This is a genomic window from Tepidiphilus thermophilus (genome assembly GCF_001418245.1).
Taxonomy (GTDB): Bacteria; Pseudomonadota; Gammaproteobacteria; order Burkholderiales; family Rhodocyclaceae; genus Tepidiphilus; species Tepidiphilus succinatimandens.
The window spans coordinates 166525-189434 of record NZ_LIPU01000003.1 but is presented as its reverse complement, the minus strand read 5'-3'; the positions used below and the strand labels follow the sequence as shown (position 1 = coordinate 189434).

Genomic DNA, 22910 nt, shown 5'->3' with positions numbered 1-22910 from the left:
GATCCCTGCCGCATCGCGTTATGGCTTTCCCCCTCCCCGGAGCAGACGCTCGATTTCCTTGTCGTGCCCGTCGATGCGCTCCAGAACCTCAAACTTGCCCTTGGCCACGCCGATGCGGCGTTCGCCTTCGTTACCGGACTCGGCCAGCGAATCTACCGCCCGCTCCAGCAGCCGCCGCAGCGGTTGCGGCACCCCCAACGCCAGCGCGTCGGCGGGCGCAAGGCAGCGCGCCTCTTCTCCCCATGCCGCAGCGGGTTCCACCGCCCGTGGCGCCTGGGGCAGGTAGCGCGTCACGGTGATCTTCAGGGTGAAATGCGTCAGGCGGTGGGTGAGCCGGGCGATCTCTCCGGCTGCGCGCCATGCGCCAGGCGGGGCCTGGTCTTCCTGCGGCAGACACCACAACCCGCCCCAGATGCCCTGCGGCGCGCGGCGCACGAGCCAGACCGCTCCGTCCTCCTCGTACCAGCCCCAGCGCAGGTCCTGCTCCGGCACCGGCGCGCGCGCCCGCTTGCGCGGCAGTTCAGCCGCAATTCCCAGGCAGTGCGCGGCGCACAGATCGACCACCGGACACACGTCGCACCGCGGCCGCGCCCGGGTGCACACCAGCGCGCCCAGGTCCATCATGCCCTGGGTATAGGCTGGCATGTCGTCGGAATCGTGCGGCAGCAGGGACTGGGCCAGATCCCACAGCCGGCCCGCCGTGGCCGCCGCGCGCGGGTCTTCTTCCACGGCGAAGAGGCGGCACAGCACCCGCTGCACGTTGCCATCGAGAATCGGCACCCGCTCGCCCTGCACGAAAGCCGCGATCGCCGCCGCCGTCGAGCGTCCCACGCCCGGCAGCTGCACCCATTCCTGCGCCCCCCGGGGACAGGAACGCGGCCAGCGCGCCACCCACAGGCGGGCGGCCGCGTGCAGGTGCCGCGCGCGGGCGTAGTAGCCCAGCCCACTCCACAGCGCCAGCACTTCGTCGAGCGGCGCCGCCGCCAATGCCTCCACCGTGGGAAAGCGCGCCACGAAGCGGGCGAAATACGGCAGCACCGTGCGCACCTGCGTCTGCTGCAGCATCACTTCCGAGAGCCACACGCGGTACGGGTCGTTCCCCTGCCAGGGCAGATCGCGCCGGCCACAGCGCCGCTGCCAATCCACCAGGCGGACGGCGAAGATCGCGTCGCTCCCGCCCCAAAGCGAATTTTTCGGGCAATCAACGAAGTCTTGGTCTGTCGTCATTTCTGCGTTACATTTGCGTTTCGGTTTCATGTACCCGGTCGATGCCGGAGACGAGGGTTCTCACGATGGATTCGACGCACGCCGTCTCGCCCCCTGCGATACTGGATGCGCGGCAACTGCGCCGCACCTTGGGACAGTTCGCCACCGGCATTGCCGTGCTGACCACGCGCGCGCCCGACGGGGCGCCCCTGGGGCTGACCATCAATTCGTTCAACTCGGTCTCGCTCGAGCCGCCGCTCGTCGTCTTCAGCCTGGCGCGGCGCCTGAGCCTGCTGCCGTGGTTCGAGGAAGCGTCCCACTTCGGCATTTCGCTCCTCGCTGCCGGACAGCGCGCGCTGTCGGATCGTTTCGCCGGCCCGGCGCAAGACCGCTTCGCGGGCGTAGAATGGTTTCCCGGACCTTTCGGCTCGCCCTTGCTCGTCGGGGCCTGCGCCCACTTCGAATGCCGCAACGCGATACGCCACGACGGCGGCGATCACCTGCTGTTTCTGGCCGAAGTATGCCATCACGCAGCCTATCCACGCGAGCCGCTCGTCTTCTTCGGCGGGGCCTATCGGGAACTCGCCCCGTAGACGAAAAAACCCGGCGCAGGCCGGGCTTGTAAGGTACGCAGGAACGTGGAGCGGGTGAAGGGAATCGAACCCTCGTATGCAGCTTGGGAAGCTGCCGTTCTACCATTGAACTACACCCGCGAATCCGGTGAATTATAGCCGAGCGCCTGCCGTCGGCGCAAGCTCGATCAAAGGCTTGCGGACACCCGACGATTGATCTCGTCTTCCAGTGCTTGAAGCCGCTCGATGATCGCCTCGAACGCCCAGGACTCTCCGTAGAACATCTGTGCATCCCGCATTGCCTGATAGTCTCGCCGCAGCGCCCCGAGAAGGGGCTCGGGCGGGACGAGGCGCAATCCTCCCGCAGTACAGCGTTCGTAATGACTGTGGCTGCTGCGGTAAAACGTGGCTTTGAGGCGCACGACGTCCCGTAGCAAGCCCATATCCTCCACGGCCTGTCGGCCGATCTCATGATCGGCCAAGCAAGCCAGATCATACCAATGGCGCGAGAGCCGCTCGGCTCCGGCCCGGGGCTGTGGCCGGTGGCATTCGACATGGATCAGGGTGGCTTTTTCCCAAAAGGTACGCACGGCCGACAACACAACCACCTGCGCCCGCGGCAGATCCAGGCCGGGGACATATTTCGCGATATCGGGCACGATCGTCTGTGGTGCTCGAGGCCAGGTCGAGTTGCGGCCGCCAAACTCGATCAAGATGCTCGGACGCACATAAGCATCCGCCTTCTCGACAGCACTGGGGTAGAACACCCACAGTTTCTCGGCGTCCTCGCTCAGCTGAAAAGAGAGGGGATGACCGGGCAATGACGAGGCAAGCGCCGACTGCAACGCGGGCAACAGATCGTCGCGCACGTGCGCCGCGAGTGCCGCTTGTAAGGTATCAGACAGCTTGCGGCGCTGGCTGTTGGTGGTGATCGATTCCAGGTCGGGCGCATCCGCGATCAGGCTACGGTAGTCGATCGTGACATCGATGTCTTCCGAAAAGCGCTCGATGACTTTGTAGACCTTGGAGAGCGAAGTTCCGCCCTTGAATGCCATGGACTTGCGGCACGGCAGCCGAAAGAGAATGCCGAGCACCTGGCACAGCCAGAGATCCTTTTCGAGAATCTCGGCGCGACGACCCATCCGGGACGCCAAGGCCCGCAGCAGGTCGGCCTGATCGTCAAGAGATAGCGCAAAGTACGATTCAGCCATGGGACTGTGCGCTGCGTTCTTCGTAGCGGCGCAGCGCTTCGACCATCCAGGCCGGCATCGAAGACTTGACACGGCGTAGCGCCTCGAACTCGTCGGGCGGCAGTCTGGCGGCAATCTGCTCGATGGTGTCCGGACTCACGTGCTCTCGCCCGAGATACCATAAGGCAGCCAAGGCCTGCCCTGCCGGACGCCCGGCAAGCACCAGCTTGCGTGCCGCCACGTGCTGCAACCGCACGCGCAGATTGCCCAAGCGCACGGTGCGCGAAGAGCCTGTCGTGTAGAAAACGGGTTGAGCTGGAACCTGCGTGCTGAGCCCAAAACGCCGGGCCGCTTCGGCCCCATGGACTTCGATGGGGGCGCCCTCGGCTACCACCCTGGCCACCGCTTCGGGCGAGGGCATGCTCTTGAGTCCGAACCGGCTTACCTTGGGAACGATGTAGAGCCCACGACCGATGCGCTCGATCACCCCTTGCCGGGTCAAGCGCATCAGCGTCTGGTCGATGGCCGCGCGCGACCCCAAGCCCGCGAACAGGGCGGGGGTGAATGGTTCTTCTGCAGGCTGGGCAGCGATACGCTCGCGGATGGCTTGTGCGGTGTTCATGGCAAGGAATCCCTTCGTGTCAGAAAAAATAGCAAAATATCCAACAAAAAGCAATCCTGCAAAAAGTCTCCAGTCGACCGTGCTAAACTTTTCACCATGCCTGACGAAATCCCCCAAACCCTCACCTGCCGCGTCAACGGCGAGCGCCTCACCCTGTCCGCCGGTACGACGATCGCCGAGCTGCTCGCCGCCCGCGGCTGGGCGGGCAAGCGCGTCGCCGTCGAGCGCAACGGCGAGATCGTCCCCCGCAGCCTCCACGCCCAAACCACCCTCGCCGAAGGCGACGTGCTCGAAATCGTGGTCGCCGTGGGCGGCGGCTAAACCCTTCCTTCCCGATCCCATCATGACCGAACCCGAAGATACCGACTTCCTCACGCTCGGCGCCCGCCGCTTCCGCTCCCGCCTGCTGGTGGGCACCGGCAAATACCGCGACTTCACCCAGACGCGCGAGGCGATCGAAGCCTCCGGCGCCGAGATCGTCACCGTGGCGATCCGCCGCGTCAATCTCGGCCAGAACCCGGACGAACCCAATCTCCTCGACTACCTTCCGCCCGAGCGCTTCACTCTTCTGCCCAACACCGCCGGTTGCTACACGGCCGAAGAGGCCGTGCGCACGCTACGGCTCGCGCGCGAGCTCCTCGACGGGCACACCCTGGTCAAGCTCGAAGTGCTGGGCGATGCCGAAACGCTCTATCCCAACATGCCCGAAACGCTCAAAGCCGCCGAGCGGCTGGTGGCCGAAGGGTTCCAAGTGATGGTCTACTGCTCCGACGATCCCATCCAGGCGAAGCTGCTCGAAGAGATGGGCTGCGTGGCCATCATGCCGCTCGCCTCCCTCATCGGTTCGGGCATGGGCATCCTCAATCCCTGGAACCTGCGCCTCATCCTCGAGCGCATCCGCGTGCCGGTGATCGTCGACGCGGGCGTAGGCACGGCTTCCGACGCGGCCATTGCCATGGAGCTGGGTTGCGACGGCGTGCTCACCAACACCGCCATCGCGCACGCCGGCGACCCGGTGCGCATGGCGCGCGCCATGCGTCTGGCGGTGGAAGCGGGGCGCGAAGCCTACCGCGCCGGGCGCATGCCGCGCAAGTTCTACGCCGCCGACCCCAGCTCGCCGCTCACCGGCGTCATCGGCAGGCCCACGCCATGACGCAGGCACTCGACGCAGAGCGCGGGCATCTCTCCACCCGCAGCATCCGCACCTTCGTGCTGCGCCAGGGGCGGCTTACCGAGGCGCAGCGCCGCGCCCTCGACACCCTGCTGCCGCGTTGGGGCCTTCCTTATCGCCCCGAGCCCCTCGATGCGCCCAGCATCTTCGGCCGCAGCGCCCCGCTCGTGCTCGAGATCGGCGCGGGCATGGGCGAGACCACGGCCAGAATCGCCGCCGCCAACCCCGGCAGCGATTTCCTCGCCGTGGAGGTGCACGGTCCCGGCGTGGGCAATCTCCTGAACCTCATCGAGACCCAGGGGCTCACCAACCTGCGCGTCATCCAGCACGACGCGCTCGAAGTGCTCGAACACATGATCGCCCCGGGAACGCTCGCCGGCATCCACCTCTTCTTCCCCGATCCCTGGCCGAAAAAGCGCCATCACAAGCGCCGCATCGTCCAGCCCGGCTTCGTTGCGCTAGCCGCCGAGCGGCTCGCTCCCAGCGGCTACCTGCACTGCGCCACCGACTGGGAAGAATACGCCCAATGGATGGAAGAGGTGCTCTCGGCCGAACCGCGCCTGGAATCGATCCACCCCGATCCCACCGAGCGGCCTTCCTGGCGCCCCGAGACCAAGTTCGAGCGCCGCGGCCGCGCCCTGGGGCATGGCGTGTGGGATTTCGTCTATCGCCGCCGCGCCGAAGCGCCGCCCATGCAAGCACCCGCCCATGAATGAGCGAACCTCCCGGCACGACACCAGGCAGCGATCCGTGCGCGTGACGCGGTGTCCGAACTTCCATTGCCCATCCCCCCGTCCGCAGGGAGGAGTCCAACCATGAGTTTTCGCCCCTTTCGCGCCCTGTGGCGGGCGCTGCGCTGGCTGATCCTGCTGCCGCTGCGCCTCGTCGAATTCCTTGGCCGGATCGCCATCGGCCTCGCGGTGCTCGTCTTCGTCGCGGCACTGCTGATCAGCCAATGGGAACCGGTCCTCAAGCTGCCGCCGCGCTTCGTACTCACGCTCGCGCTCGACGGCGACCTCGTAGAGCAGCCGCCGCTGCCCGACGGGCTGCGTTCACTGCGCTCGCTCGAACCGGGCCCGGCTCCCCTTGTGCTGCGCGACGTGCTGGATGCGCTCGATCGCGCCTGCCGCGACGAGCGCGTGCTCGCGGTGGCGCTCGACCTCAGCCGCCTGGGCGGAGCATCGCTTGCCCAAATCGAAGAGCTGCGCGGGGCGATCGCCCGGCTGCGCCAGGCCGGTAAGCCGGTATACGCCTACGGCGACGTTCTGCCGCAGAAAGCCTACTACCTCGCTGCGGCGGCGCAAGAAGTCACGCTCGACCCCGAGGGCATGGTGCTGCTGCCGGGCGTGGCCGTCACCCAGAATTATTTCCGCGACGCGTTCGACCGCCTCGGCGTGCGGGTGCACGCCTTCCGCGTGGGCAAGCACAAGTCCTTCGTCGAACCCTTCACGCGCAACGACATGTCGCCCGAAGAGCGCGAGGTCACCCAAGACCTGATCGGCGGCATCTGGCAGCGCCTGCTCGACGACCTCGCCCGCGATCGCTCGCTCGCGCCTGCCGTGCTGCGCCGCTACAGCGAGCGTTACGACGAGGTGCTCGCCGCACACGAAGGCGACTCGGCCAAGGCGGCCCAGGCCGAGCGCCTCGTCGACCAGCTCCAAGGCTACGAAGACTGGCACGACGGGCTCCTCGAACGGTATGGGAGCGAAGGAAACCAGGCCGAAGAAGTGGCTTTCGACGATTATCTGTACGCCACCGCGCCGGCCCTGCCCGCCGCCAAAGCCCCGGTGGTGGCCCTGCTGCCCATCCAGGGCACCCTCATCGACGGACCGCCGCGCGACGGCATGGCCTCGGCCGACAGCATCGTCGATCGGCTCGACGAGGCGGCTGAGGATGAGACCATCAAGGCCGTGGTGCTGCGCCTCGACACCCCCGGCGGCAGCGCCTTCGCCGCCGAGCGCATCCGCCGTGCCGTGCTGCGCGTCAAGGAAGCCGGCAAGCCCGTGATCGTTTCCATGAGCGGCACGGCCGCCTCCGGCGGCTACTGGATCGCCTCGGCCGCCGACGAAATCTTCGCCGACCGCTTCACCCTCACCGGCTCCATCGGCATCTTCGCCCTCTTCCCCGAAGCGGCGGGGCTGCTCGACAAACTCTCCGTGCACACCGACGGCGTCAAGACCGGGCCCTTCGCCGACGGGCTGGACCCGCGCGTGCCGCTCGCCGATCCCGTGGCCCGCGCCGTGCAAGCCGAGATCGAACACGGCTACCGCCGATTCCTCGCCGTCGTGTCCGAGGGGCGCAAGATCCCGGAAACCGAGGTCGATCCGATCGCCCAGGGACGCGTCTGGCTCGGCGAGACGGGCCAGAAGCTCGGCCTGGTCGACACCCTCGGCGGGCTGGATGCAGCCCTCGATCGCGCCCGCGAACGCGCCAAGCTCCCGCAGGCGCCGGCTCGCTGGCTGCTGCCGCCGCTCTCCGCCCGCGACGTGCTCATGAAACTGCTCTTCGAAGGGCGCAGCGACGAGTTCGACAGCCGCCTGCAATCGCTGGGGCTGCTCCCGCCGGGCGTGTCGCTCGCCGAACCGCGCCGCCTGCTTCGAGCCTTCGATGACCGCCGCGGCCTCTATGCCCATTGTCTGTGCGCCGCGCCTTGAAGAAAGGATCCCCCATGCTCCGTCCCCCTGAAATCGACGCCTTGATCGCCAACAACCGCGCCTGGGCCGAGGCCATGCGTGCGCGCGACCCCCTCTTCTTCGAGCGCCTGAAAAACATCCATCAGCCGGAATTCTTCTGGATCGGCTGCTCGGACGCCCGCGTGCCCGCGAACGAACTCATCGGACTCACCGCCGGCGAAGTCTTCGTGCATCGCAACATCGCCAACCAGGTGCAGGCGGCCGACCTGAGCTGTGCGGCGACCATCGAATTCGCCGTCGCCCGCCTGCAAGTGCGCCACATCCTCATCGTCGGGCATTCCGACTGCGGCGGCGTCAAGGCCGCCATCCGCGCCGACGCCCCCGAGCTCGTCCAGCACTGGGTGCATCCCATCCGCGAACTCTACCTGCAGCACCGCGCCGAGCTCGACGCCTTGCCCGAACCGGAGCGCACCAACCGCCTCGTGCGCCTCAACGTCGTCACCCAGATCGAGCGCCTGGCGCAGAACCCCGTCATCCGCCGCGCCTGGGATCGCGGCGAAGGCCCCATGCTGCACGGCTGGATCTACGACGTCGGCGACGGGCTCCTCGAAGATCTCGCTGTGTCGCGCGGACCGCAGGGCTGAGAAAAATTCCCGGAAAAAATTTCCTGATCGGTCCTAGAATGGAGGGGCGTAAAAACCCCCTGGGCCGCCATGGAATCCCGTACGAACCTCTCCCGTCGTCGCTGGATGCAATCGCTGATGGGCTTGGCGATCGGCGGGATCGCTGGCGTGCGCGCCGCCGAGGAAGCGCAGCCCCTGCGCTTCGGTATCCAGCCTTTTCGCACGGCCGAGGTCCTGCTCACCTTGCACAAAGGGCTGCTCGATACCCTCGCCCAAGCGCTGGGTCGGCCGCTGCGTTTCTCCACCCGCCCCACCTACGATGCCTATACCAAGGCGTTGCTAGCCGGTGAATTCGATCTGGCCATCATGCCGCCGCACGTCGCCGTCTGGCTCGCCAGCCGCGGCGACTGGGAGCTCGAAGCCAAGTACGAAGTGCGCCTGGCGGCACTCCTCGTGGGGCGCGACGCCGCGCCCGCGCCCGAAGCCGAGGCGCTGCGCGGGCGGCGCATCGCCCTGGGCGACCCGGACTCCATCGTCTCGCTCGTCGCCCGCGAAACCCTCGACCGTCTCGGACTCGTGCCGCAGCGCGACTTCACCCTCGTGCTCACCGCCTCACATGGCGCCTCGATGCAGGTGCTCGCCAACGGCAGCGTCGATTACGCCATCGTCGCCAACACGGTCTATGGCCAGTTTCGCGCCAGGTACCCCTCGCTGCAGGCCGTCCCCTTCGGCCTGGACGTGCCGCACCTCATGGCCGCGGCCCGACGTGCCCTGCCCGAGGCGCTGCGCACGCGCTTTCGCGCCGCGCTCCTCTCGTTCCATGAAACCGAGGCGGGACGCCGCTTCTTCGCGGACACGGGTTACCGCCGCTTCGTCCCCATCACCGAAGCCGACTTCGCCGAGATGGCCCCTTTTCTGCCGGCCCTAGATCGACGGTATGCCTCCCCGCCGGAGCTTTCACGATGAACTGGTACCGCCACATCCCCTTCCGCCTCCAGATCCTGCTGGCTGCCGGCGCCGTACTGCTCCTCATCGTCGCCGGCTTCACCTACGCCCATTGGCGTGCGCTCGACGAGGCCCTGTCGCGCGCCGCCGAGCGGGAAGCGCAGCACTACACGCGCCAGCTCGACACCCTCGCCCGTCAGGCGTTGCTCACGCACGACTACGAGCAGTTGCAGGATCGGCTCGAAGCGCTCCTCGCCGGCGAGACCATCGCCTTCGCCGTCGTCCTCGACGAAGACGGCCGACCAGTGGCCACCTACGGCTGGCAAGATTCCACGCAAACCCTCCCTCCCCCAGGCGCGAAACTCGAATGGCATGGACAGCCTGTGCGCGTCTGGCACCACGCCATCGCCAGTACCCTGGGAGGAGAACCCATCTCGTTCGGCAGTCTCGTGCTGGGCATTTCGCTCGCGCCTCTCGAGACAGGCCGAGAGCGGCTCGTCCTCAGTACTGCCTTGCTCCTGCTCTTCTCCCTCGCCTTGGGTGGGCTGCTGCTCGACGGGGTTGCCCGGCGGCTCGGCCAGCGGCTCGCGGCGCTGGCCGAATTGAGTCGCACGCTCGCCGCGGGCGATCTCTCACGCCGCGCCGAGGCAAGCGGCAGCGACGAAGTGAGCGTGCTCGCGCAGAGTCTCAACGCGCTCGCCGACGCCGTAGCCGCAAGGATCGACGAGCTGCGCCACCGCATCGAATACGACGCGCTCACCGGCCTGCACAGCCGAATCTACTTCGACGAAGCGCTCGGCAAACTCCTGCAACAGTACGACGCCGGCCGCGTCTGGGTCTGTGCCATCGATCTCGACCACTTCGCCGCCGTCAATGACAGCTGCGGCCACGAGGCGGGGGACCGTGTCCTGCGCGACGTCGCCCGCCTCATGGAAGAGATCATTCCCCCGCGCGTCGAACAGGCCGTGCTCGCGCACCACGATGCCGACGAATTCGCCGCCTGCTGGGTGGGGACGAGCGAGGATGCACCCAACGAGGCGCTCGCGCGCGAGATCGGCGCCAAGATCCTGGCGCACCCCATCACCGACAACGGCCTCAACCTGACGGTGGCCGCGAGCATCGGACTCGTACGCGCCGACCGCGTTCCCTCCACCGTGGCCGACCTGAAGATCGCCGCCGACATCGCCAGCTACGTCGCCAAGCAGCTCGGCGGCAACCGCGTCGTCAATTACCTCCCCACCCATCCCTGGGTGGAGCGGCGCCGCCGTGAGATCGAGCTGCTGCCGGTGCTCCTCAACGCCATCCGCACCGAGGCGTTCGAACCCTGGGTGCAGCGCATCGTTCCCGTGGGCGAAGGCCGGCTGCACGCCGAGATCCTCATGCGGCTGGTCACCGAGCGAGGGGAACGGCTCACGCCGGGCGTATTCCTCTCCGCCGCCGAACGCTTTCAGCTCATGCCGCGCATCGACCGCATCATGGTGCGCAAAGTGATGGAGGATCTCGATCGGCGGCTCGCCGAGAATCGCCCGTGGCCGGCCGACGTCATCAGCCTCAACGTCTCGGGGCAGACGCTCTCGGACGAAGGCTGGGTCGAGTACCTCGAAGCCCTGATCCGCGAACACGGCATCCCGCCAGAGCGTCTGGTCTTCGAGATCACCGAGAGCACCGTGATCGAGCAGACGGAAGTGGCGGTGGCCTTCGTCACGCGGATGCGCGGCCTGGGCGCAGCGATCGCGCTCGACGACTTCGGCTCGGGCACATCCTCCTTCGGCTATCTGCGCCGCTTCACCGCCGATTACCTCAAGGCCGACGGTCAGTTCGTGCGCCACGTGCACGAGCGGCGCGAAGACCGGGTGATCGTGCAGACCATGGTGAGCCTGGCGCGGCTCATGCGCATGACCACCATCGCCGAATTCGTGGAAAACGACGCCATCATCGAAACGCTGCGCGAGCTGGGCGTGGACTATCTGCAGGGCTACGCGGTGCACAAACCCCAGCCGCTCTCCGAGCTCTGAAGGGCGGCGTGAATGACCTACGGCGCCAGACGCTGGCGAACCCACCCCCCGGCGCCGTCGGGGCGGTAGGCGATGCGATCGTGCAGGCGCGAGGGCCGTCCCTGCCAGAATTCCCAATACTCCGGAATCAGCCGAAAACCGCCCCAATGCGGCGGGCGCGGCGGATTGAGGCCGAACTTGAGCCCGTAGCGGGCGGCTCGCTCCACGATCTCGGTGCGCGAGGCGATCGGTTGGCTCTGTTCGCTCGCCCAGGCGCCGAGGCGAGCCGCCAGAGGGCGCTGGGCGAAGTAGGCGTCCGACTCCTCGGGCGAGACCTTCTCGACCCGACCCTCGATGCGCACCACCCGTTCCAGATCGGGCCAGAAGAACTGCAGGGCGGCGAAGGGATGGTGCTCCAGCTCGCGCCCCTTGCGGCTGAGATAGTTCGTGTACCACACGAGGCCGCGCTCGTCGGCCTCCTTGAGGAGCACGGGGCGCGTCGACGGGCGGCAGCGCTCATCTACCGTGGCCACGGTCATGGCATTCGGCTCCGGCACGCCGGCGTCGATCGCCTCCTCGAGCCAGGCGCGAAACTGCATCAAGGGATCCGGATGGATGCGATCCTCGTCGAGCGTATCGCGGTCGTGTTCGCGGCGCACGTGGCGCAGATCGATGCGCGTCATGGTGTTTCCCTTTAGAACGGCAGCCGGCGCAGCTGCACGGCCTCGGCCACGTGCACCGGCTCGATCGTCTCATGGCCCGCCAGGTCGGCGATGGTGCGCGCGAGCCGCAGGATGCGGTGGTAGGCCCGCGCCGAGAGATCGAGCCGCGCCATCGCCCGCCCGAGCAAGGCCAGCGCCGGCTCGCCCGCCCTGCCGTGCGTTTCCAGTTCGCTGCCGGAGAGGCGCGCATTCTCCTTGCCTTGGCGCGCCAGTTGCCGCTCACGCGCTGCGAGCACCCGAGCGCGCACTTGCGCCGAAGACTCCCCCGGCGCGGCCGCGGCGAGCGTCTCCGGCAGCAGGCGCGGCACTTCCACCCACAGGTCGATGCGGTCGAGCAGGGGCCCGGAGAGCTTGGCGTGGTAGCGCTCGATCTGCGCCGGCGTGCAGCGGCAGCGCCCGGACGGATCGCCCAGGTAGCCGCAGGGGCAAGGGTTCATCGCTGCCACCAGCTGGAAACGCGCCGGGTATTCCACCCGCTCCTTCACCCGCGCCACCGCCACCCGCCCCGTCTCGAGCGGCTCGCGCAACGCCTCCAGCACCCGGCGCTCGAATTCCGGCAATTCGTCGAGAAAGAGCACGCCGCCGTGCGCGAGCGAGATCTCGCCGGGGCGCACCGCCCCGCCGCCGCCCACACCGCCCACGATGGCCGCGGGCGAGGCGCTGTGGTGCGGTGCGCGAAAGGGGCGCACGCGCCAGTGCTGCGGCGTAAAGCGCCCATCGCTCGACCACACCGCCGCGGTTTCGATCGCCTCTTCTTCCGTCATCGGCGGCAAGAGCCCCGGCAGGCGCTGCGCCAGCATCGACTTGCCCGTGCCCGGCGGCCCATAGAGGAGCAGGGAATGACCGCCGGCCGCGGCGATCTCCAGCGCCCGTCGCGCCCCTGCCTGCCCCTTGACTTCGGCAAGGTCCGGCCAGACAGGGCTTGCGGCCTCTTCCATCGGCGCAGGCGGCGCCGGCTCGCGCTCGCCGCGCAGCCAGGCGACGAGCTCGGCAAGCGACGCCACCGCCACCGTCTGCGCCCCCACGCGCAGCGCCTCATGGGCGTTCGCCCGCGGCACCACCACGCGCCTTCCCTCGCGCCGCGCCGCCAGGGCCGCGGCAAGCACGCCGCGCACCGGCCGCACGCTCGCGTCCAGCCCCAGTTCGCCGTGGAATTCGTGATCGGCGAGCACCGACGGCGGCACCTGGCCGCTTGCCGCGAGCAGGCCCACGGCGATGGGCAGGTCGAAGCGTCCGCCGCTCTTGGGCAGATCGGCCGGGGCGAGATTGACCGTGATGCGCCGCGGCGGAAACTCCAGCCCGGCGGTGAGGATCGCCGCGCGCACCCGCTCTCGCGCCTCGCGCACCTCGGCATCGGGCAGACCCACCAGGTTGAATGCGGGCAGCCCATTGGCCAGATGCACCTCCACCGCCACCCGCGCCGTGTCGACGCCGGTGGCCGCGCGCGTGAGCACCGTGGCGAGGTTCATCCCCAGACGATCAGGCAGTGGTTTTTCTTGCCGCGTTGCAGCACCGTGTAGCGTCCGAAGCGCCGGTCGGCGTCACCGATCACCGCGTCCAGCGCCGTGACCTTCACGCCATTGACCGCCACCGCGCCGCTGCTGATGAAGGTGCGCGCCTCGCTCTTCGACTTCGCCAGCCCCGCGGCCACCAGCGCATCCACCAGGCCGCTTTGCTCGCGCGACAGGGCCACGCTGGGCATGCCGTCCAGCGCAAGCTGCGCATAGTCTTCTTCCGTGAGCGCTTCGAGCGAGCCGGAGAAGAGCGCCGCGCTGATGCGCTCGGCCGCACGCAGGGCCTCGGGCCCGTGCACCAGCCGCGTTACTTCCTCGGCGAGCAGGCGCTGCGCCTGAGGCCGCTCGCGCTGCCGGTCCTCCTCCTTGATCGCCGCGATCGCCTCGACCGAAAGAAAGGTGAAATAGCGCAGGAACTTGTAGACGTCGGCATCGGCCGTATTGAGCCAGAACTGATAGAACTTGTAGGGCGAGGTCTTGCGCGGATCGAGCCATACCGCGCCGGATTCGGTCTTGCCGAACTTCGTGCCGTCGGCCTTGGTCACCAGCGGCAGCGTCAGTCCATAGACTTCGGTGCGGCACAGACGCCGCACCAGGTCGATGCCGGCGGTGATGTTGCCCCACTGATCCGAGCCGCCGATCTGCAAGAGGCAGCCGTGGCGGCGGTAGAGTTCGACGAAATCGTAGGCCTGCAGCAGGCTGTAGGCGAACTCGGTGAAGGAGATGCCCACCTCGTCGCGCGCCAGGCGCTGCTGCACCGCCTCCTTCTTGATCATGGCGTTCACCGAGAAGTGCTTGCCGACCTCGCGCAGGAAGTCGAGCACGTTCATGCGGCCGAACCAGTCGTAGTTGTTCGCCAGGATCGCGGGGTTGCCCCCCTCGAAGGAAAGGAAGGGCTCGAGCTGGTGCTGGATGCGCTCGCTCCACTGCGCCACCACGTCGAGCGAATTGAGCTTGCGTTCGTTGGCCTTGAAGCTCGGGTCGCCGATCATGCCGGTCGCCCCGCCCACCAGGGCGATCGGCCGGTGCCCCGCCTGCTGGAAGCGGCGCAGCACCAGCACCGGCACGAGGTGCCCCAGATGCAGGCTGTCGGCGGTAGGGTCGAAACCGCAGTAGAGCGTGATTTGGCCTTCCTGCAGGCGCTGCTGCAGCGCCGGGAAATCGGTCGTCTGCGCGATCAGGCCGCGCGCGCGCAAATCCTCCAATACGTCCATCCGTCTACGTCCTCGTCGCCGGCAGGACGATTCGCCCCGCCCCGTTCATGGGAAAGCCCCGATTTTCCCACGAAAGCGCGGCGAAGGGCGAAACTTGCCCCTCAGCCGCGGCGCAGCTGGGCGATCAGCCGGTCGACTTCCTTGAGCGCCGCCTCGTGGCTGCCCGTGAGCGAGGCGGAAGTGAGGTAGCGCCCCCCTACTGCCAGGGTCGGCACCCCGTCGATTTTGTAGGCGCGGGCGCGCGCATCGGATTCCTTCACGCGCGTCTCCACGCCGAAAGAAGTCCAGGCGTCATAGACCGCCTTGCCGTCGCCGCCGTTTTCCTGCACCCAGGCGCGCGCGCCGTCGCGGTCGTAGACGAGACGACGCTCGTCCTGCACCGCCGCGAAGATCTTCGGATGCAGCGCCTCGAGCTGCCCCGTCGCCTCGAGCGAGAAATACAGCCGCGCCAGGCCCGCGAGCGCTCCCTGCCCCCAGATCACGGGCGAGCGATGAAACGCCACGTCTCCGCCCAAAGTCTTCTTCCATCCTTCCACCAGCGGATCGAGATGGCGGCAATGCGGGCAGCCGTAGTGGAAGAACTCGATCACCTCGATCTTGCCGGCAAGGGTGGGCTGAGCCGGGGAGAGCTCCACGAAGGTCTTGCCCTCCTGGGCCCGGGCGGCGCTGCCGACCCCGGCCAAGGCGAACAGGCCCAGAGCCTGCAGAAACCGCCTACGGTCGATACTTTCTTTCTTCATCGTCCTCGTCGCTCCTCATTTGACCAGCGTCGGGGCATAACCCGCCGCCAACAGCCGGGCCCGCGCCGCCTGCGCCTCATCCTGACTGCGGTAGGGGCCGGCGCGCACCCGGTAGAGCGTACGACCATCGGGCATCCTGGCCGGTTCCACCGTAGAGGTGATACCAGCCATCGCCAGCTCGGCGCGCACGCGACTCGCCTCTTTCTCGGTGGCGAAAGCCCCTATCTGCCAGTAGAGCCGCTCCGTGCCTTGCGGTTTCGGCGGCTCAGGCGCGATGGCGGCGACCTGCGGCGTCACCGGAGGCGTCGGCACCACGGTGGCCGGCTGCGGCGGCGTTTTGGTTTCGGCCGCCTTCGGCGGTTCGGCGGGTTTCTGGTTTTTCGCCTCGTTTCCGCCCCAACCCTCGGGCAAGACTTTGTAGAAATCGAACTTCGTCTCGGTCGGCGCCGTGCCCCCAGGCGATCCCTGGTTCTTGTCCGTCGGCGTCTGCGCCGGGAAAGGGGCATTGCGGGTGAACCACCACGCGATGCCGAAGGCGAGAATCGCACCCAGCGCCAAGCCGAGGAGGATGCCGAGCAGCGTCCCGCCCTCCTCTTTTCCTCCTCTACGGCGAAACCGCGGCATCCCCATCATCTTCCCCTCACATCGACTCCGGCGCCGAAACCCCCAGCAGCCCCAATCCCGTGGCGAGCACCGTCTTCACCGCCGCCGCGAGCGCCAACCGCGCCAGGCGCAGCGGCTCTTCTTCCACCAGGATGCGCTCGACGTTGTACCAGGCGTGGAAGTCGGCCGCCAGATCCTTCAGATAGAACGCGATGTGATGCGGCGCGCGCTCGGCGGCCGCCGCCTGCACCACTTCGGGGAAGGCCTGAAGGCGCACGCACAGCGCGAGCGCCGGCTCGCTCGTGAGCAGCGACGCGTCGGCCTCGCGCAGATCCTCCATCGCCCCGCCCCACTCGCGCAGCACCGAGCAGATGCGCGCGTGCGCATACTGGACGTAATAGACCGGGTTCTCGTTCGACTGCTTCTTGGCCAGATCGAGGTCGAAATCGAGGTGCTGGTCGCACTTGCGCAACACGTAGAAGAAGCGGCAGGCGTCGTTACCCACCTCGGCGCGCAACTGGCGCAGCGTGACGAACTCGCCGGCGCGCGTCGACATCGACACTTTCTCCCCATTGCGGTAGAGCACGGCGAACTGCACCAGCGCCACCTCGAACTTCTCCGGATCGAGCCCCAGCGCCTGGATCGCCGCGCGCACGCGCGGGATGTAGCCGTGGTGATCCGCCCCCCAGATGTCGATCATCAGATCGTAGCCGCGTTCGTACTTGTTCCAATGGTACGCGATGTCGGAGGCGAAATAGGTGTAACTACCGTTTTCACGGCGCACCACGCGATCCTTGTCGTCGCCGAAGTCGGTGGAGCGAAACCACCAGGCGCCGTCCTGCTCGTAGAGATAGCCGCGCTGCTTCAGGGTCTCCACCGCGCGCTCGACCATCCCCGTGTCGTAGAGGCTCTTCTCCGAGAACCAGCGGTCGAACCGCACCCCGAACTCGGCCAGATCGTCACGGCAGTCGCCCAACTGTTCGGCGAGCGCGAACTCGTGGATCCAGGCGTAATCCTCACCCAACAGGCGCTTGGCGTTGGCGATGAGCTGATCGAGGTGCCGCTCGCGCTGCTCCACGGCCTGCGGGTCGGTGCGCTCGGGATCGGGTTCTCCCGGCGTACCCGCCAGCACGTCCTCGGCGCGCACCCTGGCGAAGCGATCGCCATGGCGCTCGGCAATGGTGGCTGCCATGTCGATGACGTAGCGCCCCTGATAGGCGTTGCTCGGGAAGGGGACGCGGATGCCGAAACGCTCGAGATAGCGCAGCCAGGTGGAGAGCGCGAGGATGTCCATCTGCCGGCCGGCGTCGTTCACGTAGTACTCGCGCTCGACGGTGTGGCCAGCAAAGGCGAGCACGTCCGAGAGCGCCGCCCCGTAGGCCGCCCCGCGCCCGTGGCCGACGTGCAGCGGCCCCGTGGGGTTGGCCGAGACGAATTCCACCAGGATGCGCCGCCCGGTGGATTCCCCCGCCCCGTAGCGCACCCCGCGCGCGAGCACCTGCGGCACCACTGCGTTCTTCGCCGCCGGCGCGAGCGTGAAATTGATGAAGCCGGGACCGGCCACCTCCACCTTGGCTACCCAAGGGTGCGGCGTGATCTCACGAACGATCTCCTGGGCGAGCTCGCGCGGATTGCGCTTGATCTGGCGGGCGAACTGCAAGGCAATGTTGCTTGCCCAGTCGCCATGGCTCGCCGCTTTCGGGCGTTCGAGCGTGAGCGGCAGATGCGCGTATTGCGGCACGACCGCCATCAGCGCCTGGCGCAACAGCGCGGCGAGCAGCACCTTGGGGTCGGACACGGACAGGGAGGGATCTTGGCTCATCATGACTCGGTTCTGCATTCGTCGAACTGCAATTATAGCCGTCCCGCCCGCCCCAAACGCGCCGATTTGCGCTAACCTTGGCCATTCCGCAACCCGTCGAATCCCACCGTGCGCCTGCTGCGACTGACCCGCATCTTCTGGATCGTCTATGCCTACTCGCTCGACGAGATCGTCGCCCAGGCCGACGCCTCGGGGCGCCTGACGCGCTGGTGGCGCCGAATCTTCTTCTGGCGGCGCAGCGCCGTGCCCCGCGGCGTGCGCCTGCGCCGGGCGCTCGAATCGCTCGGGCCGATCTTCGTCAAGTTCGGCCAGATGCTCTCCACCCGCCGCGACCTCATCCCGCCCGACATCGCCGACGAGCTCGCCCTCCTGCAGGATCGCGTCCCCCCCTTCCCGAGCGAACAGGCCCGCGCGCTGCTGGAAGCGCACTACGGCAAGCCGCTCGAATCCGTGTTCGCCCGCTTCGAGCGCGACCCCGTGGCCTCGGCCTCGGTGGCGCAGGTGCATTTCGCCGAACTCTTCGACGGCACGCAGGTCGCCGTCAAGATTCTGCGCCCGGGCATCGCCCCGGTGATCGAACACGACCTCGCCCTGATGGACACCGCCGCGCGGCTACTCGAAGCCCTCTGGCCCGAGAGCCGGCGACTCAAGCCGCGCGAAGTGGTGGCGGAATTCGCCAAATCTCTGCACGACGAGCTCGACCTCGTGCGGGAAGCGGCCAACTGCTCGCAGCTGCGGCGCAACTTCGCCGGCAGCCACATGCTGATCGTACCCGAAGTCTATTGGGACTACTGCGGGCGCGACGTGATGGTGATGCAGCGCATGGTCGGCACCCCGATCTCCCAGATCGAGACGCTGCGCGCCAAGGGGATCGACCTCAAGCGCCTCTCGGCCATGGGCGTGGAGATCTTCTTCACCCAAGTCTTCCGCGATGGATTCTTCCACGCCGACATGCACCCCGGCAACATCCTCGTGGCCGACGACGGCCGCTACATCGCGCTCGATTTCGGCATCGTCGGCACGCTCTCCGACGAAGACAAGAACTACCTCGCGCAGAACTTCCTCGCCTTCTTCAAGCGCGACTACCGGCGCGTGGCCATCGCCCACCTCGAAGCCGGCTGGGTGCCGCCGCACGTGCGCGTCGACGAATTCGAGGGCGCGATCCGCGCCGTGTGCGAACCCATCTTCGACCGCCCGCTCAAGGACATCTCCTTCGGCAAGACCCTGCTGCGCCTCTTCCAGACCGCCCGGCGCTTCGAGATGGAAGTGCAGCCCCAGCTCGTCCTGCTGCAAAAGACGCTGCTGAACATTGAGGGCCTGGGGCGCCAGCTCGACCCCGAGCTCGACCTGTGGCAGACCGCTAAGCCCTTCCTCGAACGCTGGATGAGCGAACAGCTCGGCTGGCGGGCGCTGCGCCGCCAGCTCGAAGAAGAAGCCCCCCAATGGGCGAAGATCCTGCCCCAGCTGCCGCGCCTCGTCCACCGCGACCTCAGCGAGCGGCTCGCCGAGCGCGAACGGGAAAAACTGCGCCGGCGGCAAGCCGAACGCGAAGCGGCCAGCCGCCGCCGCGAGCGGCTCGTGTGGGCGTTGCTCTGGGCGACGGCGTTTGCCGCGGGGTGGTGGTGGGGGCGGTGATGTCGTTGTTTCAACCTGCACAGAGGTTTTCAGCCGGACTAGGCGCGCGACAGAGGATCCTGTGAACTTGGGCGCAAAAACTCAAAAACGCTTCTGAATGATCCCGGCGGCGACGCCAACGCCTGCAGGAACGAGCAAAACGAGCGCAACGCCAGCGAGAATCAACCCCCACCACGGCAGCACTGGCGCCAGCAGCCAAGCAGCGATCGCGACAAGAAGAAGAGCAAAGACGGCGAGAAGGGTATCCATGAGGCAATAGGGAACCTCGATCAATCCCCGTTTTCCGGGGAATTTGGGGTGAAACAGACTCTTCATGACATTCGGCACTGAATTCCACTCGATTTCCCCCCGTTTTGGCCGCTCGTTGCGGCCTCGTGCCCCGGTTTTTTCCTGCCCACGGCCGCTTTGGGCACACTGCGGCCGTGGGCAGGCCTCACCAGGGGATGGCGTTGGACTTCACGAGCCACACCGTGCGCCGGATGTTGTAGCAGGCGGCCATCAGGGTGAGGGCAAAGTCGGCTCTGGCCTGTCCAATGGTGCGGATCATCTTGCCGCTCATGGCTTCGATGGCGGCGAACACGTGCTCGACCCGCGCGCGCACGCGGGCAATGCGCGTGTTGCGCGCTTTCTGCCGCTTGGGCAGTGGCCGGTGGGGCTTGGCCTTGCGCTGGATCTGCGGCCGGTAGCCTTTGGCCTGGAGCGCTTCTTCCCGCTCCTTGCTCGCGTAGCCCCGGTCGGCGTAGACGTCGCGGCAGGTGTTGCCCGAGTCGAGCAGGGCCTCGAAGTGCTGGCTGTCGTGGGTGCTGGCCGTGTCGGTCTTCAGGCGCCGGATGAGCTTGTGCTTGCGATCGACACAGACCGAGAGTTTGTAGCCGTAGTAGCTCTTGCCGTGTTTCTTGGTCCAGGTGGCATCCAGGTCTTTTTGACGGCGTTTGGCCGGCTTCCACCCGCGGGGCATGGCACGTTGTTCCACGATCTCCTGCTCTTCCCGAGTGAAGTGCTGACGGGGAGCGCGCTACCGGCGTCGCATCCACGATCTGCCCACCCCGGGCGATATAGCCCTTGCGTTCGATTTGGCGCTTCACCGCCTCGAACAGGGCTTGCGCCCCTGCAGCTCCGATGCGGTTCTCGAAGAGCCAGATCGTGGTGCGATCGGGAATCGTACGCGAATGCTCCAGCCCACAAAAGCGCTTGAAACTCGTCCGATCAAGGAGCTGGTACTCCATCTGCTCGTCCGAGAGCCCATAGAGACGCTTCAACACCACGATACGCACCATCGTCTCGATCGGATAGGGCGGCCGTCCGCCTTTGGACTGATCCTTCGAGGGAAAAATCTTCTCCACTTCCGCCGCCAGCGCCGCAAAGTCGATCACCGAGTCCATCTCCTGCAGGGGGTCGCCCAAGCGATCGAGCTTGGCGCGATGTTCTTCTGCGGCAAAGAGGTCGGGCTGGATCGCGGTGCGGCGCGTCATGGTTCGGGCTCCTCTCGAATCAGGACAAAGGAATTTTATCAGAGGCCGGGGGTGGAGGGGTTTTTCGAGGTGCCCAATAGTATGGCTCAAATTTGCTCTTTGGAACGGTTCATCCCCGCACACGCGGGGAACACTCGGCCTGCAGGGTCGCGCTCGGCCTCGAATCGCTGCGCGATGCGCGCCTCCATCTCCTGATCGATGGCGCGCATAGCAGGCCGACCTTGGGTGCCCTTGAAACCAACCACCGCGCGCCAAGAAGGGGCGCGGCAGCATCCTTTACCGTACGGGCGAGCTGCTGAATTCGCGCACGCACCGAGCCGACCCCTTCGAGGCTGCAGTGGGATTTGGTAAGCCCTACGCCGCTTATCACGAGTTTGGCACGTTTCAAGCCATGCCCGGCTTTTCAGCCGGGCGAAGCGCACGCGGCGGCTAAGCTAACACGAGGGCAACGATGAAAACAAGCGCCCACCAACCCAACATCGTGCCGATAGGCGAAATGCCACGCTCCCCCTGGATGAAGCTGATCAGTATGGGCGGCGCAAACAGCAGTCCCACCAACATCCAGCCCGCCCAAGCGTGATCGTTGGCATAAGAGAGGATCGATTCAAGCATGCCTGCCACCCTGTCGATTGCTGCGAGATTAACAACCCCTTCCTTGCCTTGCCCGCCTCGCCTGCCTTGCCTCGCCGGTTCATCCCCGCGCACGCGGGGAACACGCTTCCGACGAGGTTGCCGGTATCGACGAGCGGCTTGGTGCCGCGTTTTCTCGCCAGCGTGAATGGGCTGTTGGGTGCGAACGGACGCCCCTGCCAGTCGCGCCCCTCACTGATGCGCTGGCGACTACCCTCCATCAGCGCCTGGCCGATATCGTGCATGGCCGGCGACAGGTCGGCCACGCGGCGCGCCAGACGCTCGAGCGCCTGGCGGACTTCACGGTCATCGAGTTCGATCTTTATCATCGTGCTATACTGGTATCAAGGGATCGCGGCAAAATCTCCCGGCAGATGCTGAAGGTGCGCCGGACACCGAAGGTTGGCGGGGACATTCACCCGCCGGGGTCATAAGGCCCTAGTGGTGGGGAGGGGAGTCCACCACGCGATCCCCGCGAGGCTGATCCGGCGCGGCCTCACTTCCCGCCTTTATTCAGCAACCGGCGGATTTCGGAGTCTCGCACGGCGTCCTTGCGATGCAGCCGCCGATAGCTCGTCACCCATAAGCCTGGTTCATCCCTGCGCACGCGGGGAACACCAACCCAGAATCCGTCGCGCGTCACGCCATCGAGGTTCATCCCCGCGCACGCGGGGAATACGCTGCTCTACCTGTTCCGGCGTTTCGAGCAATCCGGTTCATCCCCGCGCACGCGGGGAATACGGCCGGGCGCACCTATCCCCTACCCTCGCCCTCGGTTCATCCCCGCGCACGCGGGGAACACTCCCCGAGGCCGTCTTCAAGATCGTGTAGGCGCGGTTCATCCCCGCGCACGCGGGGAACACGCGTCCACGTAGGTGCAGCCGGCCTCGTACATCGGTTCATCCCCGCGCACGCGGGGAACACGGTCGCCTCCCGGTCGTCCGGCAGCAGGCCATCCGGTTCATCCCCGCGCACGCGGGGAACACGCGGTTCATCCTTAGAGCACCTGCACCGTCAGCTGGTTCATCCCCGCGCACGCGGGGAACACCCCATGCTCCCGGTCATGGTCCACGTCCACGACCGGTTCATCCCCGCGCACGCGGGGAACACCAGCGAGGGCGTGATCCGCTCGATCTACGACGGCGGTTCATCCCCGCGCACGCGGGGAACACGGTCTCGATCATGCTGAGTTTGTAGGGCCCCCACGGTTCATCCCCGCGCACGCGGGGAACACGCCTCGGCCTGCTGCGCGCCATCCAGGGTGAGCGGTTCATCCCCGCGCACGCGGGGAACACGGGAGAGGCAGGGATCTTCAGGATTTGCAAGTGCGGTTCATCCCCGCGCACGCGGGGAACACGGAAGCCTCAGATAAAATCGGTATTGTCTGCACGGTTCATCCCCGCGCACGCGGGGAACACACAACGAGCCCCTCGCCCTCGCCCTCTTCTTCCGGTTCATCCCCGCGCACGCGGGGAACACGCCGCCGTACATCGGCGAATGAACTAGCCAGACGGTTCATCCCCGCGCACGCGGGGAACACATGATCGTTTCCTCAATGATCGTTTCCTCAGGCCGGTTCATCCCCGCGCACGCGGGGAACAC

Annotated in this window: 21 protein-coding genes, 1 tRNA gene, 1 pseudogene and 1 CRISPR repeat array; of the genes and pseudogenes, 9 read left to right on the top strand and 14 right to left on the bottom strand. The window is 67.2% G+C overall.

Translation table 11 applies throughout. The features are described from left to right. Positions 1 to 18: 18 nt before the first annotated feature. Positions 19 to 1227 (bottom strand): A/G-specific adenine glycosylase, encoded by a 1209-nt coding sequence (mutY, locus tag ASC37_RS04020; protein ID WP_072247916.1) that lies wholly within the window; start codon positions 1225 to 1227, stop codon positions 19 to 21. Between the two features lie 65 nt (positions 1228 to 1292). Here mutY and ASC37_RS04015 point away from each other — a divergent pair, with 65 nt between their 5' ends. Further along, positions 1293 to 1799, top strand: a complete 507-nt coding sequence (locus ASC37_RS04015) for a flavin reductase family protein (RefSeq protein WP_055423138.1) — start codon at positions 1293 to 1295, stop codon at positions 1797 to 1799. Positions 1800 to 1845: 46 nt separating this feature from the next. Here ASC37_RS04015 and ASC37_RS04010 read toward each other — a convergent pair. From ASC37_RS04010 to ASC37_RS04000, 3 genes are all read right to left on the bottom strand, one after another. Next, positions 1846 to 1919: transfer RNA gene (locus ASC37_RS04010), tRNA-Gly, on the bottom strand. A 47-nt stretch (positions 1920 to 1966) separates the two neighbouring features. Further along, positions 1967 to 2989: a nucleotidyl transferase AbiEii/AbiGii toxin family protein gene (locus ASC37_RS04005; RefSeq protein WP_055423137.1), complete on the bottom strand. Its 1023-nt coding sequence runs from the start codon at positions 2987 to 2989 to the stop codon at positions 1967 to 1969. Further along, the gene (locus ASC37_RS04000) at positions 2982 to 3590 is read right to left on the bottom strand and encodes a DUF6088 family protein (protein ID WP_055423136.1); all 609 of its coding nucleotides are present in this window, start codon (positions 3588 to 3590) and stop codon (positions 2982 to 2984) included. The genes ASC37_RS04005 and ASC37_RS04000 overlap by 8 nt, the downstream gene beginning before the upstream one ends. A 96-nt stretch (positions 3591 to 3686) precedes the next feature. On the opposite strand from ASC37_RS04000, the gene thiS reads away from it, so the two are divergent. The 7 genes from thiS (at position 3687) to ASC37_RS03965 (ending at position 10977) form a co-directional block, all read left to right on the top strand. Then, entirely contained in the window at positions 3687 to 3911 is a 225-nt protein-coding gene (thiS, locus tag ASC37_RS03995; RefSeq protein ID WP_082438366.1) for a sulfur carrier protein ThiS, read from the top strand. 22 nt (positions 3912 to 3933) lie between these two features. Beyond that, entirely contained in the window at positions 3934 to 4743 is an 810-nt protein-coding gene (locus tag ASC37_RS03990; RefSeq protein WP_055423135.1) for a thiazole synthase, read from the top strand. After that, a complete protein-coding gene (gene trmB, locus ASC37_RS03985; protein WP_055423134.1) occupies positions 4740 to 5477 on the top strand; it encodes a tRNA (guanosine(46)-N7)-methyltransferase TrmB in 738 nt (245 codons plus the stop codon). Before ASC37_RS03990 ends, trmB begins: the two co-directional genes overlap by 4 nt. A 99-nt stretch (positions 5478 to 5576) precedes the next feature. Continuing rightward, positions 5577 to 7415, top strand: coding sequence for a signal peptide peptidase SppA (gene sppA, locus ASC37_RS03980; RefSeq protein ID WP_055423133.1), 1839 nt, complete (start codon positions 5577 to 5579; stop codon positions 7413 to 7415). 14 nt (positions 7416 to 7429) lie between these two features. Beyond that, complete coding sequence (locus tag ASC37_RS03975; protein ID WP_055423132.1) at positions 7430 to 8038, top strand: carbonic anhydrase; 609 nt, start codon at positions 7430 to 7432, stop codon at positions 8036 to 8038. Between the two features lie 69 nt (positions 8039 to 8107). Continuing rightward, entirely contained in the window at positions 8108 to 8983 is an 876-nt protein-coding gene (locus ASC37_RS03970; RefSeq protein ID WP_082438365.1) for a phosphate/phosphite/phosphonate ABC transporter substrate-binding protein, read from the top strand. Continuing rightward, complete coding sequence (locus tag ASC37_RS03965; RefSeq protein ID WP_055423130.1) at positions 8980 to 10977, top strand: putative bifunctional diguanylate cyclase/phosphodiesterase; 1998 nt, start codon at positions 8980 to 8982, stop codon at positions 10975 to 10977. Before ASC37_RS03970 ends, ASC37_RS03965 begins: the two co-directional genes overlap by 4 nt. Positions 10978 to 10994: 17 nt before the next feature. Here the strand turns inward: ASC37_RS03965 and pdxH are convergent, their stop codons facing one another. The 6 genes from pdxH to argS all read right to left on the bottom strand — a co-directional run bounded on the left by pdxH (position 10995) and on the right by argS (position 17571). After that, on the bottom strand, positions 10995 to 11639 hold the full coding sequence (pdxH, locus tag ASC37_RS03960; RefSeq protein ID WP_055423129.1) for a pyridoxamine 5'-phosphate oxidase: 645 nt from the start codon (positions 11637 to 11639) through the stop codon (positions 10995 to 10997). Between the two features lie 11 nt (positions 11640 to 11650). After that, positions 11651 to 13147 carry a YifB family Mg chelatase-like AAA ATPase gene (locus ASC37_RS03955; protein ID WP_055423128.1) on the bottom strand — a complete coding sequence of 499 codons (1497 nt, stop codon included), beginning with the start codon at positions 13145 to 13147 and terminating at the stop codon, positions 11651 to 11653. Next, positions 13144 to 14406, bottom strand: coding sequence for a tyrosine--tRNA ligase (gene tyrS, locus ASC37_RS03950; protein ID WP_055423127.1), 1263 nt, complete (start codon positions 14404 to 14406; stop codon positions 13144 to 13146). The genes ASC37_RS03955 and tyrS overlap by 4 nt, the downstream gene beginning before the upstream one ends. A 101-nt stretch (positions 14407 to 14507) precedes the next feature. After that, positions 14508 to 15146, bottom strand: coding sequence for a thiol:disulfide interchange protein DsbA/DsbL (locus ASC37_RS03945; RefSeq protein ID WP_198288995.1), 639 nt, complete (start codon positions 15144 to 15146; stop codon positions 14508 to 14510). Positions 15147 to 15161: 15 nt separating this feature from the next. Further along, entirely contained in the window at positions 15162 to 15779 is a 618-nt protein-coding gene (locus tag ASC37_RS03940; RefSeq protein WP_082438364.1) for an SPOR domain-containing protein, read from the bottom strand. A gap of 7 nt (positions 15780 to 15786) precedes the next feature. Then, positions 15787 to 17571, bottom strand: coding sequence for an arginine--tRNA ligase (gene argS / locus ASC37_RS03935; RefSeq protein WP_055423203.1), 1785 nt, complete (start codon positions 17569 to 17571; stop codon positions 15787 to 15789). A gap of 108 nt (positions 17572 to 17679) precedes the next feature. On the opposite strand from argS, the gene ubiB reads away from it, so the two are divergent. Continuing rightward, positions 17680 to 19206, top strand: coding sequence for a ubiquinone biosynthesis regulatory protein kinase UbiB (ubiB, locus tag ASC37_RS03930; protein WP_055423125.1), 1527 nt, complete (start codon positions 17680 to 17682; stop codon positions 19204 to 19206). A gap of 81 nt (positions 19207 to 19287) precedes the next feature. Here ubiB and ASC37_RS03925 read toward each other — a convergent pair whose 3' ends face one another. The 4 genes and pseudogenes from ASC37_RS03925 to ASC37_RS11230 all read right to left on the bottom strand — a co-directional run bounded on the left by ASC37_RS03925 (position 19288) and on the right by ASC37_RS11230 (position 21637). Beyond that, positions 19288 to 19521: a hypothetical protein gene (locus ASC37_RS03925; protein ID WP_055423124.1), complete on the bottom strand. Its 234-nt coding sequence runs from the start codon at positions 19519 to 19521 to the stop codon at positions 19288 to 19290. A gap of 118 nt (positions 19522 to 19639) precedes the next feature. Beyond that, positions 19640 to 20678: pseudogene (locus ASC37_RS03920) on the bottom strand (IS5 family transposase). An 86-nt stretch (positions 20679 to 20764) separates the two neighbouring features. Continuing rightward, a complete protein-coding gene (locus tag ASC37_RS11815; RefSeq protein ID WP_267885676.1) occupies positions 20765 to 20887 on the bottom strand; it encodes a hypothetical protein in 123 nt (40 codons plus the stop codon). Positions 20888 to 21202: 315 nt separating this feature from the next. Beyond that, positions 21203 to 21637 (bottom strand): phage virion morphogenesis protein, encoded by a 435-nt coding sequence (locus ASC37_RS11230; protein WP_072247915.1) that lies wholly within the window; start codon positions 21635 to 21637, stop codon positions 21203 to 21205. A gap of 260 nt (positions 21638 to 21897) precedes the next feature. Beyond that, positions 21898 to 22910: direct repeats of the CRISPR family, unit length 29 nt; unit sequence CGGTTCATCCCCGCGCACGCGGGGAACAC.